This is a genomic window from Pseudomonas sp. AE27 (assembly GCF_037113495.1).
GTDB lineage: Bacteria > Pseudomonadota > Gammaproteobacteria > Pseudomonadales > Pseudomonadaceae > Aquipseudomonas > Aquipseudomonas palmensis.
The window spans coordinates 2,560,008-2,577,311 of record NZ_CP146966.1 but is presented as its reverse complement, the minus strand read 5'-3'; the positions used below and the strand labels follow the sequence as shown (position 1 = coordinate 2,577,311).

Annotated in this window: 14 protein-coding genes; all 14 read left to right on the top strand. The window is 65.5% G+C overall.

Annotated features, from left to right (window positions below):
• Nucleotides 1-6: 6 nt before the first annotated feature.
• The 14 genes from V9K84_RS11710 to V9K84_RS11645 all read left to right on the top strand — a co-directional run bounded on the left by V9K84_RS11710 (nucleotide 7) and on the right by V9K84_RS11645 (nucleotide 17,301).
• A complete protein-coding gene (locus V9K84_RS11710; protein WP_088515698.1) occupies nucleotides 7-774 on the top strand; it encodes an SDR family NAD(P)-dependent oxidoreductase in 768 nt (255 codons plus the stop codon).
• Nucleotides 775-788: 14 nt separating this feature from the next.
• The gene (locus V9K84_RS11705) at nucleotides 789-1,982 is read left to right on the top strand and encodes an acetyl-CoA C-acyltransferase (protein ID WP_088515699.1); all 1,194 of its coding nucleotides are present in this window, start codon (nucleotides 789-791) and stop codon (nucleotides 1,980-1,982) included.
• Nucleotides 1,983-1,990: 8 nt separating this feature from the next.
• Entirely contained in the window at nucleotides 1,991-3,118 is a 1,128-nt protein-coding gene (locus V9K84_RS11700; RefSeq protein ID WP_043860115.1) for an acyl-CoA dehydrogenase, read from the top strand.
• Between the two features lie 14 nt (nucleotides 3,119-3,132).
• A complete protein-coding gene (locus V9K84_RS11695) occupies nucleotides 3,133-3,906 on the top strand; it encodes an enoyl-CoA hydratase (RefSeq protein WP_043860114.1) in 774 nt (257 codons plus the stop codon).
• Nucleotides 3,907-3,978: 72 nt separating this feature from the next.
• Nucleotides 3,979-8,556: a hypothetical protein gene (locus V9K84_RS11690; protein WP_088515700.1), complete on the top strand. Its 4,578-nt coding sequence runs from the start codon at nucleotides 3,979-3,981 to the stop codon at nucleotides 8,554-8,556.
• 130 nt (nucleotides 8,557-8,686) lie between these two features.
• Entirely contained in the window at nucleotides 8,687-10,207 is a 1,521-nt protein-coding gene (locus V9K84_RS11685) for an aldehyde dehydrogenase family protein (protein WP_043860112.1), read from the top strand.
• Nucleotides 10,208-10,316: 109 nt separating this feature from the next.
• Nucleotides 10,317-10,388, top strand: coding sequence for a pyrroloquinoline quinone precursor peptide PqqA (gene pqqA / locus V9K84_RS11680; protein WP_020289857.1), 72 nt, complete (start codon nucleotides 10,317-10,319; stop codon nucleotides 10,386-10,388).
• Nucleotides 10,389-10,510: 122 nt separating this feature from the next.
• The gene (gene ercA, locus V9K84_RS11675; RefSeq protein WP_043860111.1) at nucleotides 10,511-11,674 is read left to right on the top strand and encodes an alcohol dehydrogenase-like regulatory protein ErcA; all 1,164 of its coding nucleotides are present in this window, start codon (nucleotides 10,511-10,513) and stop codon (nucleotides 11,672-11,674) included.
• Nucleotides 11,658-13,340 carry a NahK/ErcS family hybrid sensor histidine kinase/response regulator gene (locus V9K84_RS11670; RefSeq protein ID WP_054915724.1) on the top strand — a complete coding sequence of 561 codons (1,683 nt, stop codon included), beginning with the start codon at nucleotides 11,658-11,660 and terminating at the stop codon, nucleotides 13,338-13,340. Before ercA ends, V9K84_RS11670 begins: the two co-directional genes overlap by 17 nt.
• Before the next feature lie 250 nt (nucleotides 13,341-13,590).
• Nucleotides 13,591-13,995, top strand: coding sequence for a TraR/DksA C4-type zinc finger protein (locus tag V9K84_RS11665; protein ID WP_043860109.1), 405 nt, complete (start codon nucleotides 13,591-13,593; stop codon nucleotides 13,993-13,995).
• 162 nt (nucleotides 13,996-14,157) lie between these two features.
• Nucleotides 14,158-15,765 carry a methyl-accepting chemotaxis protein gene (locus V9K84_RS11660; RefSeq protein ID WP_043860108.1) on the top strand — a complete coding sequence of 536 codons (1,608 nt, stop codon included), beginning with the start codon at nucleotides 14,158-14,160 and terminating at the stop codon, nucleotides 15,763-15,765.
• 117 nt (nucleotides 15,766-15,882) lie between these two features.
• On the top strand, nucleotides 15,883-16,092 hold the full coding sequence (locus V9K84_RS11655) for a hypothetical protein (RefSeq protein WP_088515701.1): 210 nt from the start codon (nucleotides 15,883-15,885) through the stop codon (nucleotides 16,090-16,092).
• Between the two features lie 535 nt (nucleotides 16,093-16,627).
• Complete coding sequence (locus V9K84_RS11650) at nucleotides 16,628-17,095, top strand: hypothetical protein (RefSeq protein ID WP_043860106.1); 468 nt, start codon at nucleotides 16,628-16,630, stop codon at nucleotides 17,093-17,095.
• Nucleotides 17,092-17,301 (top strand): hypothetical protein, encoded by a 210-nt coding sequence (locus tag V9K84_RS11645; RefSeq protein ID WP_235384112.1) that lies wholly within the window; start codon nucleotides 17,092-17,094, stop codon nucleotides 17,299-17,301. Before V9K84_RS11650 ends, V9K84_RS11645 begins: the two co-directional genes overlap by 4 nt.
• The last annotated feature ends 3 nt before the right edge of the window (nucleotides 17,302-17,304 follow it).

Below are 17,304 nucleotides of genomic sequence, written 5' to 3'. Positions count from 1 at the left end.
CCCCTTATGCAGATTGCCAACAAGAACTTCATCGTCAGCGGCGCCGCCTCCGGGCTGGGCGCCGCCACCGCCGAGATGCTGATCGGCGCCGGTGCCCAGGTGATGCTGGTGGACCTTAACGGCGAGGCCGTTGCAGCCAAGGCGCAAGCCCTGGGTGACAAGGCCCGTTTCGCCGTGGCCGACATCAGTCAGGAGGCCCCGGCCAAGGCCGCCGTGGACGCGGCCGTCAGCGCCTTTGGCAGCCTCCACGGGCTGGTCAACTGTGCCGGCATCGTCGGCGCCGAGAAGGTCCTGGGCAGGCAGGGGCCGCACGGCCTGGGCAGCTTCAGCCGGGTGATCAACGTCAACCTGATCGGCAGCTTCAACCTGCTGCGCCTGGTGGCAGCGGCCATGGCCGAAGGCGGTGCCGACGCCGACGGCGAGCGCGGGGTGATCATCAATACCGCCTCCATCGCCGCCTATGACGGGCAGATCGGCCAGGCGGCCTACGCTGCCTCCAAGGGCGCGATTGCCAGCCTGACCCTGCCGGCCGCCCGCGAACTGGCGCGCTTCGGTATCCGCGTGATGACCATCGCGCCGGGCATCTTCGAAACCCCGATGATGGCCGGCATGACCCAGGAAGTACGCGACTCGCTGGCGGCCGGCGTGCCGTTCCCGCCGCGTCTGGGGCGCCCGCAGGAGTACGCGGCGCTGGCGCGTCACATCATTGAAAACAGCATGCTCAACGGCGAGGTGATCCGCCTCGACGGTGCCTTGCGCATGGCTGCCAAGTAATTCAGGAGAACCGCATGAGCATGTCCCATGATCCCATCGTAATCGTCAGCGCCGTGCGCACGCCCATGGGCGGCCTGCAGGGCGATCTCAAAAGCCTGACTGCACCGCAACTGGGCGCTGCCGCCATTCGCGCAGCCGTCGAGCGTGCGGGCGTGGCTGCCGACAGCGTCGACCAGGTGCTGTTCGGCTGCGTGCTGCCAGCCGGTCTCGGCCAGGCCCCGGCACGCCAGGCGGCCCTGGGGGCCGGCCTGGACAAGGGCACCACCTGCACCACCCTGAACAAGATGTGCGGCTCGGGCATGCAAGCCGCGATCATGGCCCATGACCTGCTGCTGGCCGGTACTGCCGAGGTGGTGGTGGCCGGCGGCATGGAGAGCATGTCCAACGCCCCGTACCTGCTGGACAAGGCGCGCAGCGGCTACCGCATGGGCCACGGCAAGGTCATCGACCACATGTTTTTCGACGGCCTGGAAGATGCCTACGACAAGGGTCGCCTGATGGGCACCTTTGCCGAGGACTGCGCCCAGGCCCAGGGCTTCAGCCGCCAGGCTCAGGACGACTTTGCGATTGCCTCGCTGACCCGTGCGCAACAGGCGATCGAGAACGGCAGCTTTGCCGCCGAGATCGTGCCGGTGGAGGTGACCGAGGGCAGGCAGACCCGCCTTGTCAGCCACGACGAACAGCCGCCCAAGGCCCGCCTGGACAAGATCGCGCAGCTCAGGCCGGCGTTTCGCGAAGGCGGTACGGTCACGGCAGCCAACTCCAGCTCGATTTCCGACGGTGCGGCGGCGCTGGTGCTGATGCGCAGGTCCCAGGCCGAGCAGCGCGGCCTCAAGCCACTGGCGGTGATCCACGGGCATGCGGCGTTCGCCGACGAGCCTGCACTGTTCCCCACCGCGCCGATCGGCGCCATCGATGCGCTGCTCAAGCGCACCGGCTGGAGCCTGGCCGAGGTCGACCTGTTCGAAATCAACGAGGCGTTCGCGGTGGTCACCCTGGCGGCGATGAAGCAGCTGGACCTGCTTCACGACAAGGTCAACATCCACGGCGGCGCCTGCGCCCTGGGCCACCCCATCGGCGCATCGGGCGCGCGTATTCTGGTGACCCTGGTTGCCGCGCTGCGCCAGAAGGGCCTGCGCCGTGGCATCGCGGCCATCTGCATCGGCGGTGGCGAAGCCACGGCCATGGCTGTCGAGTGTCTGGACTGAGGTGCACCATGCTAGTCAACGATGAACAACAGCAGATCAGCGACGCCGTTCGCCAGTTTGCCCAGGAGCGCCTGCGGCCGTTTGCCGAGCAGTGGGACCGCGAGCACCGTTTCCCACGGGAGGCTATCGAGCAGATGGCCGAGCTGGGCCTGTTCGGCATGCTGGTGCCGGAGCAGTGGGGCGGCAGCGACACCGGCTATGTCGCCTACGCCATGGCCCTGGAGGAAATCGCCGCCGGCGATGGTGCCTGCTCGACCATCATGAGCGTGCACAACTCGGTGGGCTGCGTGCCGATCCTCAAGTTCGGCAGCGAGCAGCAGAAGCAGCAGTTTCTGACGCCGCTGGCCACGGGCGCGATGCTCGGTGCCTTTGCCCTGACCGAGCCCCAGGCGGGCTCCGATGCCAGCAGCCTGAAAACCCGTGCGCGCCTCGAGGGCGATCACTATGTGCTCAACGGCTGCAAGCAGTTCATCACCTCGGGGCAGAATGCCGGCGTGGTGATCGTGTTCGCGGTGACTGACCCGGCAGCCGGCAAGCGCGGCATCAGTGCCTTTATCGTGCCCACCGACTCGCCTGGCTACCAGGTGGCGCGGGTGGAGGACAAGCTCGGCCAGCATGCCTCCGATACCTGCCAGATCGTCTTCGAGAACGTGCGTGTGCCGCTGGCCAATCGCCTGGGCGAGGAGGGCGAGGGGTACCGGATCGCCCTGGCCAACCTGGAAGGCGGGCGCATCGGTATTGCCGCGCAATCGGTGGGCATGGCGCGGGCCGCGTTCGAGGTGGCACGTGACTATGCGCGCGAACGCGAGAGCTTCGGCAAGCCCCTGATCGAACACCAGGCGGTGGCGTTTCGCCTGGCCGACATGGCCACGCGCATCGCCGTGGCCCGGCAGATGGTGCATCATGCCGCCGCCTTGCGTGATGCCGGGCGCCCGGCGCTGGTGGAGGCCTCGATGGCCAAGCTGTTTGCTTCGGAAATGGCCGAAAAGGTCTGTTCCGATGCCTTGCAGACCCTGGGCGGTTATGGCTATCTGAGCGACTTCCCGCTGGAGCGGATCTACCGTGACGTGCGGGTTTGCCAGATCTACGAAGGCACCAGCGACATTCAGCGCATGGTCATTGCGCGCAATCTTTGAAGGGAGCAGCTTGCATGAGTTTCGAAACCATTCTGTTGGACATCCGTGGCAAGGTCGGCCTGATCACCCTCAACCGCCCCCAGGCGCTCAACGCCCTCAACGCGCAGATCGTGCGCGAGCTGAACCAGGCGCTGGACCAGCTCGAAGCCGACCCGAACATCGGCTGCGTGGTGCTGACCGGTTCGGAGAAAGCCTTCGCCGCCGGTGCCGATATCAAGGAAATGGCCGAGCTGAGCTACCCGCAGATCTACATCGACGACCTGTTCAGCGACAGCGACCGCATCGCCAACCGCCGCAAGCCGATCATCGCCGCGGTGTCCGGCTTCGCCCTGGGCGGTGGCTGCGAGCTGGCACTGATGTGCGACTTCATCCTGGCCGCCGACAATGCCAAGTTCGGCCAGCCTGAAATCAACCTGGGCGTATTGCCGGGCATGGGCGGCACCCAGCGCCTGACCCGCGCGGTGGGCAAGGCCAAGGCCATGGAGCTGTGCCTGAGCGGGCGCATGATGGGGGCCGAGGAGGCCGAGCGTGCCGGCGTGGTGGCGCGTATCGTGCCCAAGGAGCAGCTGCTCGAGGAGGCCCTCAAGGTGGCGGCACAGATCGCCAGCAAGTCGGTGCCGGTGGCGATGATGGTCAAGGAGAGCATCAACCGTGCTTTCGAGGTGAGCCTGTCCGAAGGCGTGCGCTTCGAGCGCCGGGTGTTCCATGCCGCGTTTGCCACCGAAGACCAGAAGGAAGGCATGGCGGCGTTCATCGCCAAGCGCGAGGCCCAGTTCAAGGACCGCTGAGCAACATCTACTACCTGCCCGGCAGGGCGTGACGCTGTACTGCGGCTTCTTTACTCACAAGGAAGTCGCATCATGGATGCAGCAGATACGCTTTTCGGGCAGTTGGCCACACACGCTTCGCTGTGCGGCCCCATCGGCCGCCAGATGGTTACCCGGCCCTCGTTGCACGCCGTGGCTGCGCAGGTGTGCGCGCAGCAATGGCAGGTGCGCGGGATCAAGGGCCCGGCGCCATCGGCCTTGACCCTGGTCAGGGGGCGGCCGGGGCAGGGCGCGCGGCTCGATTCGCTGGCCGATGCCCTGATACGGCGCTATTGCGAACGCACCTGCCTCAACCTGGCCAGCGGGCTGGACTACCTCACCCTGCAGCGCGGCGCCGAGTATCCGCAGGCCGCCGATGTCGACCTGCACGCGGTCGAAACCCTGCTCAATGAATGCGGGCCGTTGCTGCTCGATGAATACAAGCGTGTGCTCAGCTGTTACTGGGGCCAGGCCGAGCCGGGCCAGACCGCGCGCTGGGACTGGCTGGCCGATTACCTCAAAAGCCGTTTTTCCAGCGCCTGCGAACTGGCCCGAGGGGCTGGCGTGCTGGACGGGCTGGAGCTGGCCACGGCGACGATGGTCGGCATCTATCCACGGGCGACGCAGCGCGCGCAGTTCGGCAACGGCGCGGATGTACGCGTGTCGCTGCTGTGCCTGGATGCCGAACCCGGTGGCGGGCTGGACCCTGAACTGGCCAGCGCGGTGCTGATCGAGCGCCAGGTGCTCGGCCAGTTGCGCACTGTCGTGGTGCTCTACACCCTGGCGGGTGGGCTGTATCGCTTCGATTCGCGCCAGGCACTGCTGGAGGCATTGGCCAGGGGCTGGGGCGCGCAGGCTTCGGGCACCTTCAAGCTCAACCTGTACCAGACCGAACTGTCGATTTTCCAGGCCCAGGCGCGGTTGTTGTTCGAACAGCAATTGCGCCTGATCGATGCCATCGCCGCAGCACCTCTCGATTCGCAGGTCGACCCGGTGCAGACGCTGGTCGCGCGCCTGGACGAAGCCACCTCGCTGGTGCAGGTGTGCGATGTGAGCGAGCGCCAGACCCTGGCCAGCCTGCGCGGGCTGTTGCCGACGTGGCTGCGCGACGCTGACGAGGCGCCGCGCCTGCAGTACACCGAGATGCTGGTGCGCCTGGCGCGGGCGCAGCAGCGCAGTGGCGGGCAGTCGTTCCTGCATGACCTGCCCGGCATGCCGGAGTACGCCTGGGCCCAGTGGCAGGCGGCGGTGCGTGCCGGGCACCCGGGCTTCACCCGTGCCGAGCTGGAGGATGTCGAGCTGGTCAACCGCCAGGTGATTGCCGGCGCCGGCGGCAGTGGGGGGGATTTTGCCCCGGCGGGCAGCATTCGCGAGGTGACGCTGAACCTGGCCCAACTGGCGGTGGGCAACCTGGGGCTGCTCAGGGCAGGCAGCGTCACCTTGCGCAGCCGCAGCGGCGCAGTGCTGCCGACATGGCTGGATCTTGCATTCATCAAGGCCCAGGTCACCCGCCTGGACGTGGGCCAGACCTACCCGGACCTGTTGCAGCACAGCCTGCTGGATGACCCTGTGCAGTCGGCCAGTCGCCAGCAGCTGTTCGTCGATCAGTTGCGCGAACAACTGCCGATGCTGGTGCTGGAGTACTGCCTGCGTCAACGCGAAGGGGTCAGTGCACTGAGTGCCCGGCGGGTCACGGCACTGTGCCGTGGCGAGGAAACCGACGCGGTGCTGCGTCCGTTGGGCCTGTTGCGCGAGGCGGGTGCACACCCCGATGTCGCGCTCAATGCGTACCTGGTCGAGGGCCGCGACCCGCGCCAGGGGCCGTGCCTGCTGTATCGCCCACTGCACCGCGAGCCGCTGCAGGAGTTCAGCTCGCGCCAGGCCCTGTTCGAGCGGTTGTGCGAGCCCGGCGCGCTGCACGACGATCTGCTGGCGCGGCTGCCTGTCAAGGCACAGCCGGTGTACGCGCGTGGCGGGCTGGAGCAGCCGCATACGGTGCGCTTTCTGCCCGGCTCGGACTTCGCTCCCCTTCAGGTGCCGGCCCCGGCGTCGTTCAGCGACGCGCTGATCGATGGCGACCCGCTGGTGCATCTGTACCGTAGCTGCGCCCAGGAACTGGTGGCCCGCGCCCGGGCCGGCTCGCAGTCATCCAGCGAACAGCGCTGGGCGGCCTATGCCGAACTGGGCTGGCTGATGTTCAACACGCTGTTGCCACTGTGCAATGGCCCGGTTGCGGTGGCCGGCTGGCTGGTGCAACTGACGGCGGGCCTGCGCGATACCTTGCAGCAACACCAGAGCGAGGGTGACGGGCAGCTGGCGGGATGGTTGTTCAACCTGGCGCTGACGTTGCTGGCGAGCAGGACCGACACCACCCGGCTCAAGCTCTCAACCCCTGCGCAGAGGGGCGAGTCGCCGCTGGCCCAGGTGCTGGAGCCCGAGTTCGGCCATGCCCTCGCTTCGCCCTCGGGCCAGGCGTTGGACAGCCTGGATTTCAGCTGGGCAGCGGCGGCGGACCGACTGAGCGGCGAACAGCGCGCGCGGCTGGTGCCCCTGCAGCGCGTGCAGGGCCGCGAGGGGCTGGGGGCACCGATCAGCCACGGGCCCTGGCAGGGGTTGTACCTGCATGAGGACCGTCTGTGGGTGGGTGTCAGCGGGCAGGTCTACCCCGTGGTGGAGGAGGATGCCGGCCTGCGAATCCGCGACGCGCAACAGCCTCCCGGGCCCTGGCTGCGGCACGCCGCCGATGGCAGCTGGCAATTCGACCTGGGCTTGCGCTTGCGTGGCGGCATGCCGCTGAATCGGCGCATCCAGCAGTTGCGCCTGGCCAACCAGGCTCGCGTGGAGGTTCTGCAGAAGGAACTGGACGACTACCAGCCGGTGCGCCAGGCCAGCGCCTTGCAGCTCAAGCGCGATCTGGACGAGGTGGTGAAACAGGAGCCGCAGCCCTCGGCCGAGCGATTGCGCCGCTATGTGGATGATCTGCGACGGCACGGGCAGGGGCTGGCCAAGGCGCGGGAAAGCCATGTGCAACTGAACCAGCTTAAAACCCTGGCAAACTTTCGCGCCCAGCAGGGCAACTACCTGTTCGAGGAGTCCAGCATTACCGTGCAGTTGCTGTACGCCTTGCGAAGCCTGTTCATGCATAACAAGGACGGCATAAACAACCTTCGCGGCGGCCAGGGTCAGGACCGTCTGCGCGAACTGGTGCTGGAAGGCACTTCGCCCACCTATCGGCAACTGGTGGTGCTGCTCGAAGGGGCCAAGACCCTGACCGAGCAGATCATCGACTGCTATCAGGCCCTCGATCGCCTGACCGGGCAGCTGCGCCAGATCCTGCCCGGCGGCCCGGCCCAGGCAAGCAGGATCGAGGCGATGCGCGGTGAAGAGCTGTCAGTCCAGGCCTGGCGTTCGTCCCAGATCAACATGCTGGGGGTGTTGGTGCTGCAGGCAGACCGCGGGCACGCCGGAGGCGAGGGTATCTACGAGACGGTGTTGTCTGCCCGATTGGGCTTGCAACTGGAGCTCGAGATGGGCGGGGCGTTCACCGATCAGGAACGGGTGCAGATGCTCGACAGCAGTGTGCGCCACTATGCCAGTGCACTGCAGGGCACCCAGCTGTACAAGGCCTCCAGCGCGGTTTTGCAGGGGGCGGCACAGGTGGAGGAGTACCAGCAGGTGCTGCAGGCCCTGCATGATGCTGCCCAGAAGCGACTGGCCGGGCTGATTCGCGACCTGCCACGCCAACCTTCGGCGCCACCGGCCTCAGGCAGCCGCTCGCGCACGTTGATACGCACCCGCAACCGCGGCGTGGTGGTGGGCCAGCAGCGTCGGCTGGCAGGGGCCGACAGCGACGTGGTGGTGGTGATCGACCCGGTGGAACAGCGCGAGCTGGCCCGCTACGAGGAAACCGCCGAGGCCGGTATCTGGCAGCCGGTGGAGCGCCCCCGCCCAGCACCTGCGCGCGCCACCCAGGCGCAGTTGCCGGGCTTGCTGGAGCGCTCCACGCGGTTGCTGAACGACTCGGCGCAGCAGCTCAGGCGCGCCGTCGCCCAGGCCAGGACCGCCATGCTTCCGGTGGAGATGGAAGAAATCCTGACGCAGCAGGCGCGCCCGCTTGACGAGCTGGCCCGGCAGATCGAACAGGCATTGACTGCCGGCAACGACACCGACCGGTCTGCTGCCGGCCAGGATGCGGCGCTGCAAGCCAAGGCCCTGCTCGAGCAGGCCAAGCATCTGCGTGATGAAGGGCGCCGTCTGCGTGTGCAGATGACCCTGGCACAGTTGCCGACGGTCAGTCGGGTGGCCTACCTCAAGGCCCAGGGCGAGGTCAGCCTGCACAGGCTCCAGCCGCGCAAGCCCACGCGAAAACGCAAGGGCCATGCCCAGGATTTCCTTCAGGAGTACGAAATCCACGACAAGGCGGGGCAGTTGCTGTGGGTGGCGCACTTTCATTACGCGACCCTGGACGCAGAGCCTGGGCTGTACACCGCGGCGCATCTGAAAACCGCCGCACAGCGGTTCGAGGGGGGGCAGTACCAGTTGCCGGCAGACGCCGACAATGAGCGCGTGATCCAGATCTACCGCAGCCAGATCGACAGCCGCTCGGCCCGGACGCTGTTCCTGGACCTGTAGCGGCGCCCGCGCCTACTACCAAATGACGAGTTGTCCTCTGCCAAAGGGCGATTCGTCAGCCGCCCCGGGCTGCCTAAGATCCGTACACCGCCTGTCGTCATGACAGGCCCGGATCAACAGAGGCCCGAACATGATCTATGCAGCTCCCGGCACCGAAGGCGCCCTTGTCAACTTCAAACCGCGTTACGGCAACTACATCGGCGGCGAATTCGTTGCCCCGCTGAACGGCCAGTACTTCACCAATAGCTCGCCGGTGAACGCCCAGGTCATCGCCGAATTTCCACGTTCCAGCGCCGAAGACGTCGAGCGCGCCCTGGACGCCGCCCACGCCGCTGCCGATGCCTGGGGCCGTACCAGCGTGCAGGACCGCTCGCGCATCCTGCTCAAGATTGCCGACCGCATCGAGCAGAACCTCGAAGTGCTGGCCATTGCCGAAACCTGGGACAACGGCAAGGCCATTCGCGAAACCCTGAATGCCGACGTGCCGCTGGCCGCCGACCATTTCCGTTACTTCGCCGGTTGCATCCGTGCCCAGGAAGGCAGCGCCGCCGAGATCAACGAAAACACCGCCGCCTACCATTTCCATGAACCGCTGGGCGTGGTCGGGCAGATCATTCCATGGAACTTCCCGCTGCTGATGGCCGCCTGGAAGCTCGCCCCGGCCCTGGCCGCCGGCAACTGCGTGGTGCTCAAGCCGGCTGAACAGACCCCACTGTCGATCACCGTGTTCGCCGAGCTGGTGGGCGATCTGCTGCCGCCGGGTGTGCTCAACATCGTGCAGGGCTTCGGGCGCGAGGCCGGTGAAGCGCTGGCCACCAGCAAGCGCATCGCCAAGATCGCCTTCACCGGTTCCACCCCGGTGGGCTCGCACATCATGAAGTGCGCTGCCGAGAACATCATCCCCAGCACCGTGGAGCTGGGCGGCAAGTCGCCGAACATCTTCTTCGAAGACATCATGCAGGCCGAGCCGAGTTTCATCGAGAAAGCCGCCGAAGGTCTGGTGCTGGCGTTCTTCAACCAGGGCGAAGTGTGCACCTGCCCATCGCGTGCGGTGATACAGGAATCGATCTACGAGCCGTTCATGGCCGTGGTGATGAAGAAGATCGCCCAGATCAAGCGTGGCAATCCGTTGGACACCGAAACCATGGTTGGCGCCCAGGCGTCCGAGCAGCAGTACGACAAGATCCTCTCGTACCTGGACATCGCCCGCGAAGAGGGCGCGCAGGTACTGACCGGTGGCGCCAGCGAGCGCCTGGCCGGCGACCTGTCGACCGGCTACTACATCCAGCCGACCCTGCTCAAGGGCCACAACAAGATGCGCGTGTTCCAGGAAGAGATCTTCGGCCCGGTGGTGGGCGTGACCACCTTCAAGGACGAGGCCGAGGCCCTGGCAATCGCCAACGACACCGAGTTCGGCCTGGGCGCCGGGCTGTGGACCCGCGACATCAACCGTGCCTACCGCATGGGCCGTGGCATCAAGGCCGGGCGCGTGTGGACCAACTGCTACCACCTGTACCCGGCGCACGCCGCGTTCGGCGGGTACAAGAAGTCCGGCGTGGGTCGTGAAACCCACAAGATGATGCTCGACCACTACCAGCAGACCAAGAACCTGCTGGTGAGCTACGACATCAATCCGCTGGGCTTCTTCTGACGCCCGATGGCTGTGGGAAAATCTGTTCCAAAGTAGCATTCGACCTGCGCCGGCAACGGTGTATTAATAGATGCACCGCAATCCTGTGGTGCCAGAAGAGGATGGACCTATGTGGAAAAAACCCGCGTTCACTGATCTGCGTATCGGCTTTGAAGTGACCATGTACTTCGCCAGCCGTTGATCCCTCTTGCGCCGGTGCCCCAAGGCACCGGCGCTGCCTTGTGCATCCCCCCTATCGTCTGATTGCAAAACCCTCCTGATGCTTTAGGCTGGCGCTACCTTAAAAGAACAAGAAGGCGTCGCATGAGCCCGAACCTGAGCCAGTTGCGTAAATTCGTCTCTCCGGAAATCATCTTCGGTGCCGGCTGTCGGCACCATGTGGCCAATTACGCCAGGACCTTCGGCGCGCGCAAGGTACTGCTGGTCAGTGACCCTGGCGTGATCGCCGCCGGCTGGGTCGGCGACATCGAGGCCAGCCTGCAGGCGCAGGGCATCGATTACTGCCTGTACAGCGACGTGTCGCCCAACCCGCGGGTCGAAGAGGTCATGGCCGGCGCCGAGCGCTATCGCAGCGAACAGTGCGACGTGATCGTGGCCGTTGGCGGCGGCAGCCCGATGGACTGCGCCAAGGGCATCGGCATCGTGGCGGCCCACGGCCGGCACATCCTGGAGTTCGAAGGGGTCGACACCATCCGAGTGCCGAGCCCGCCGCTGATCCTGATCCCGACCACCGCCGGCACCTCGGCCGACGTGTCGCAGTTCGTGATCATCTCCAACCAGCAGGAACGCATGAAGTTCTCCATCGTCAGCAAGGCGGTGGTACCCGATGTGTCGCTGATCGACCCTGAAACCACCCTGAGCATGGACCCGTTCCTGTCGGCCTGTACCGGCATCGACGCGCTGGTGCATGCCATCGAGGCGTTCGTGTCCACCGGCCATGGGCCGCTGACCGACCCCCATGCCCTGGAGGCAATGCGCCTGATCAACGGCAACCTGGTGCAGATGATCGCCAACCCGCAGGACATCGCCCTGCGCGAGAAGATCATGCTCGGCAGCATGCAGGCCGGGCTGGCCTTCTCCAATGCCATCCTCGGGGCGGTGCACGCCATGTCCCACAGCCTGGGCGGGTTTCTCGACCTGCCCCACGGTCTGTGCAATGCGGTGCTGGTCGAGCATGTGGTGGCCTTCAACTACAGCGCCGCCCCCGATCGCTTCAAGTTGATCGCGCAGACCCTGGGTATCGATTGCCGCGGGCTGAACCACAATCAGGTCCGCCAGCGCCTGGTCGAGCACCTGATCGCGCTCAAGCACGCCGTGGGCTTTCACGAAACCCTGGCCTTGCACGGAGTGGGCAGCAGCGACATTCCGTTCCTGTCGCAGCATGCGATGGACGACCCGTGCATCCTCACCAACCCGCGGACTTCGAGCCAGCGTGATGTCGAGGTGGTGTATGGCGAGGCCCTCTGAGCCTGGCGCGAATGCGCTGGCCGGGCTGCTGGGGCTGAGCAACCACACTGTTCGCAAAAGCCACTACCCGGAACTGGCGGCGCGCCTGGACGAGCTGGAAACCGAGCGCAAGCGTTATTCGTGGCTGTTCGAGCATGCGGTGCACGGCATCTTCCAGGCCAGCCTCGACGATGGCCTGCGCGCCGCCAACCCGGCGCTGGCGCGCATGCTGGGGTATGCCGACCCCCAGGCGGTGCTGTTTTCCCGGCGTGACCTGGCCAGCCACCTGTTCGTGGGCGGCCAGGCCGAGTTGCAGGACATTGCCCAGGTGCTGCAGCGCGAGCAGGCCCTGCTGGGTTACGAAACCCAGCTGCGACGCAAGGACGGCAGCAGCATCGATGTGCTGATGAACCTGTTGCTGCGCCCGGACGAGGAGGGTGTGGTCGAGGGATTCGTCGCCGACATCACCGAGCGCAAGCTGGCGCAGGAGCGTCTGCAGCAACTCAACGACGAGCTGGAGCAGCGCGTGGCCGAGCGTACCCGCCAGCTGATGGAGGCACGCGATGCGGCCCAGGCGGCCAACCGCAGCAAGGACAAGTACCTGGCCGCCGCCAGCCACGACCTGCTGCAACCGCTCAACGCTGCACGCCTGTTGATTTCGACCCTGCGCGAGCGCCAGTTGCCGCAGGCCGAGCAATTGCTGGTGGAGCGCGCGCACCAGGCGCTGGAAGGTGCCGAAGACCTGTTGAGCGATCTGCTGGATATTTCCCGGCTCGACCAGGCGGCAATCAAGCCTGACCTTGACCTGTACCTGCTGGACGATGTGCTGGCGCCGCTGGCCTCGGAGTTCCAGCCGGTGGCGGCTGCCGAGGGCCTGGGCCTGCGTTTGCGCAGCGGGCGCCAGGTGATCCGCACCGATGTGCGGCTGCTGACGCGGATCCTGCGCAACTTCCTCAGCAACGCCTGCCGCTACACCGAACAGGGGCGCATCCTGCTGGGGGCGCGGCGGCGTGGCGACTGCCTGCGCCTGGAGGTCTGGGATACCGGGCGCGGCATTGCTGCGCAGCGCCTGCAATCGATCTTTCTCGAATTCAACCAGCTCGATGTGGGCCGCGCCGCCGATCGCAAGGGGGTGGGCCTGGGCCTGGCGATCGTCGAGCGCATTGCGCGGATCCTCGATTACCCGGTACGGGTGCGCTCCTGGCCGGGGCGCGGTTCGGTGTTCAGCATCGATGTGCCGCTCTCCACCGAACGTCGTTGCCCGCCGGTGCTGGCGCCAGCACCGCTGCCGAGCGTCGGCGACCCGCTGCCGGGGCGCCGCCTGCTGGTGCTGGACAACGAACTGAGCATCCTGCAGAGCATGGCCGCCCTGCTGGCCCAGTGGGGGTGCGAGGTGCTGACCGCGACCGACCGCGAGACGGCATTTCAGGTGTTGCAGGGGCGCGCGCCGGAACTGGTGCTGGCGGACTTTCACCTGGACCACGGGGTGACCGGCTGCGAAGTGGTGCGCGACCTGCGTGAGCATTTCGCGGTGACCATACCCGCCGTGATGATCACCGCCGATCGCAGCGACCAGAGCCGCCGTGCGATGCAGCGCCTGGGCGCGCCATTGCTCAACAAGCCGGTCAAGCCGGGCAAGCTGCGTGCGGTGCTGAGCCAGCTGCTGGGCGAGGCGGGCGTGCGATAAACAGCGAGACTACCCCCGCGGACGAGTTTTTTTGCTATAAAGGCCGCCCTCAGGGGAGCGTTGACGCTCGTTCGAGGGGCATTTCGGACAAAACCACCTTCATTTGTATTGCCCCTTGCGAAACTCGGCCTTAGACTGCCGCCCCCTGTAAATTGAGTGCCGGATGGTGCTTGAAGAATTGCGCCGCCGGCGAGCTGTTCGCCGGTAGCACCCGATCGCCTAAATGCACGTATTTTTTATAGAGAAATCAATGACAAAGGAAAAGTTGCTGGCCATGCCGGCCGATGACTACATGAACGCTGAGCAGCATGCCTTTTTCACCGAGCTGTTACAGTCGATGAAAGTGGAGATCCATGAGCGCATCGAGAAAAGTCGTGTAGCCATCGAAAGCCTGGACACCCCTGCTGATCCTGCCGACGCCGCCTCGGTCGAAGAAGAGCGTCACTGGCTGGTCAACACCATCGACCGCGACCAGCGTCTGCTGCCCCAGCTGGAAATTGCCCTGGGCCGCATCAAGGACGACAGCTTCGGCTGGTGTGAAGACAGCGGCGAGCCGATCGGCCTCAAGCGCCTGCTGATCAGCCCCACCACCAAGTACTGCATCGAGGCGCAAGAGCGCCACGAGCAGCTCGACAAGCACCAGCGTCAGGCCTGACGCGCGCTGTCGTACCAGCAAGCCCCGGGTTCACAGCCCGGGGCTTTTGCGTTTCTTTGCCTTGCATCAAGCAGGAGGGTCTTACATCCAACGAAGCATGGATAATGGCCTTGTAGTGGCGTTTAATGGGGGCACAATAACGACACTGCGGGAACCATTGTTATGATGCGAGAAGGATCTCTGCCTGGCACGCTGGTGCCGCTGCAAGGTACGTCCACTGGCGCCCGGCGCTGGTCGGGCACGGCGCTGCAAAGCCTGGTGCTGGTGGTGTTGCTCAGTGCCATGGCGTTTGCCGATGTGTCCTTCTACCTGTGTCTGCCACTGGCCTTGCTGGCCCTGTGGCTGCCGTTGATGCGCAAGCGGCCGGCCGAGGTGGTGAGCGAGCAGGACCCGCTGGGCGACCTGACCCGTGACCTGGCCCAGGCCACCAGCCACAACGCGCTGTCTGCCGCTGGCGTTGCCCATGCGGTGCAGCAACTGGCCGACAAGCTGCAATCGCAACTGGTGTCGGCGGCGCAGATCGTCAGCAGTGCCGAAGTCATGATCGGTACCGAGAAAGCCACTTCGCAGCTCAGCCAGCAGGCCCTGGGCGCGGCCCGCGAGGCCCACCACAGCAGTGCTGCCGGCAGAACGGTGCTGGCCGAGTCGATCCAGCGCATGCACCAGCTCAGCGCCCGTGCCAACGACAGCCGCGAACTGATCGAGGCGCTGCACCAGCGCAGCGAAGACATTGCCCGGGTTACCCTGGTGATCCAGACCATCGCCAGCCAGACCAACCTGCTTGCATTGAACGCGGCCATCGAGGCCGCGCGCGCCGGCGAACATGGTCGTGGCTTTGCCGTGGTGGCCGATGAGGTGCGTGGCCTGGCCGGACGTACCGCCAGTGCCACCGAGGAGGTCGGCCTGATGGTGGCCGATATCCAGCAGCGTACCGCCCAGGTGGTGGAGCAGATCCGTGAGTTGTCCGATGACCTGCACCAGGGGGTGGACCAGGTCGAGCACACCGGCGAGCAACTGGACGCCATCGCCGGGCTCGCCGCTGGCGTCGAGCAGCAGATCGATGCGATCGCTGCCGGTACCGAGACCAACCGTACTCAGCTCGACAGCCTGTTCCAGGCCGTGGCGCAGATGCGCAGCGACCTGGTGGTGAGCGACCAGCAGACCCAGCGCCTGGCCCAGGCAGCCGTGCAGATGGAAGGTCAGGCCGAGCGTATCAGCGAGCGTCTGGCCGAGGTGGGGCTGGATGACTACCACCAGCGCGTATACGACCTTGCCCGCCAGGGGGCCCAGAAAATTGCCGAACGCTTCGAGGCCGACATCGCCCAGGGGCGCATCAGCGTCGATGCTCTGTTCGATCGCCAGTATCAGCTGCTGCCCGGTACCCGCCCGGCCCGTTACCGCACGCGTTTCGACGACTACACCGACCAGGTACTGCCCGCGATCCAGGAGCCGCTGCTGGCCCAGCATGAAGGCCTGGTGTTCGCCATTGCCTGTACCCAGCAGGGCTATGTGCCGACCCACAACAACGCCTTCAGCCAGCCACTGACCGGTGACGAGGCGACCGATACCGCGCACAACCGCAGCAAGCGCAAGTTCGACGACCGCACCGGTATCCGTTGCGGCAGCCATCAGCAACCGGTGCTGCTGCAGACCTATACCCGTGACACGGGCGAGCTGATGCATGACCTGTCGGTGCCGATCCAGGTACAGGGGCGCCACTGGGGTGGCTTGCGCCTGGGCTATCGACCCCAGCACAGCGTGATTTCCTGAGCCGGATTTGTTGCACTTGATGCAAAACAGCTATGCCGGGGATAGCTTTTTCCCGCAAGGGGCAGGGGTTTATCATCGCCTCATCGTTAGGCTGCTAATTAAATTCCGGAGGGAATCATGCAGTGCAAGGTCGATGTGGCGGTGATGATCGGCAGTGGCGTTCCCATTTCGCTGCGTTCGGTGGGCATGCGCGTGTGCTGGGTGGTGCTGGTCAACGGTGAGCGCAGAGGCACCGCGTTCGCCAGCCGTGACGAGGCGTACGCCTGTCGCGCCGCCTGGCTGGCACAGTTCGATGGGCAGGGGCTGGACGCCTGTCAGGCCGGGTAGGCGCGGGGCCTGGCCTCGAGGGTCCTTGCCAGGTCGCAGGCCTCCCCGTGATGTCGGCGAAAGCCTTTCACCCGGCCCGTGGCAGACTCCGTGATATGGAAAAAACCTACGCCAGCCGGCACTACAATGTAGCGCGGCCGGGTTTTGCCGGATGCGCTCCCGATATTTTTTGATACTTCTAGTGTATTGCCCACTCGACGTGTTTCGGTGTTTTCGTGCATATTCGCTTCCCTGTGCAGTGAACATGTTCGTCCAGAGGTCCTTCGTTCTGGGATCTTTCTTTCAGCTATCGCATTTTTTCAGCGAGCACGCTGTCAGAGAAATCGGTTGCACTTTGGGAAATGGCTGTTTGTAGCCGCCGGTTATCAACTGGCAGGGCACGACGTGTTTTCCTTCGCAGCCTGGTGTCTGTGCGTACGAACAACCCTGGCACTGATCCACTAGTCTTTCAGACTTCAAATTGAAAACCGGGACCTTCGCGGCGCAGTGCCGCCTGCGAGGTGGCGGGGTGATGCTGGTTTTGAGGAATTAATCATTGGCAGTCAGTAATCTGGATATGCACGCCCTCTTCGTGTTGGGCGACCTGCGGGCCAAGTTGGTCAAACAGTTTCAATCGCGCTTCGTCTACGTGACCGAACAAAGTGCCGAAGGTATCTACCTTGCCGAGATCGATACCGAAGAGGCCCTGGTGGTCGATGACAAACAGCGGCTTGAACTGAAAGTGGGCGATCACTTTCGGGCGGCGGTATTGCCCAGCCGCGAAGGTGGCAAGTTGGAGATCCGCTTTCGCGACATCAAGCTGACCGTCTACGAACTGGGCGATTATGCGTTCGTGACTGTGCCCGAGGGGCATGGCATCGTGTTCCGCGAGGGGCAGACCGTGGTGATGGTGTTTGCTGCCCACGAGCAGATCAAGGAAGGCCTGACCAAGACCCTGAAGGCTGCCACGGCCAAGGCCGCCAAATGGCGCAAGGGCGAACTGACCTTCAAGGCCAGCGAGTGAGCAGTACCGCTGCGGCGTCGGGGCGTGCGCGCTTCCACGCCGAGCATCAGGCCCGCGCCCAGGCCCAGGCCCTGGAGTGGCTGGCACAACGCGCGGTGCTGCAGGGCGCCTGGTTGAACTGGGTGGCAGGGCAGCTGTATCAGCTGAGCCCGCCAGAGTATGCGGCGATGGTGCGCCGCGAGCTGCAGGTGTTGGCAGCTCGATAGGGC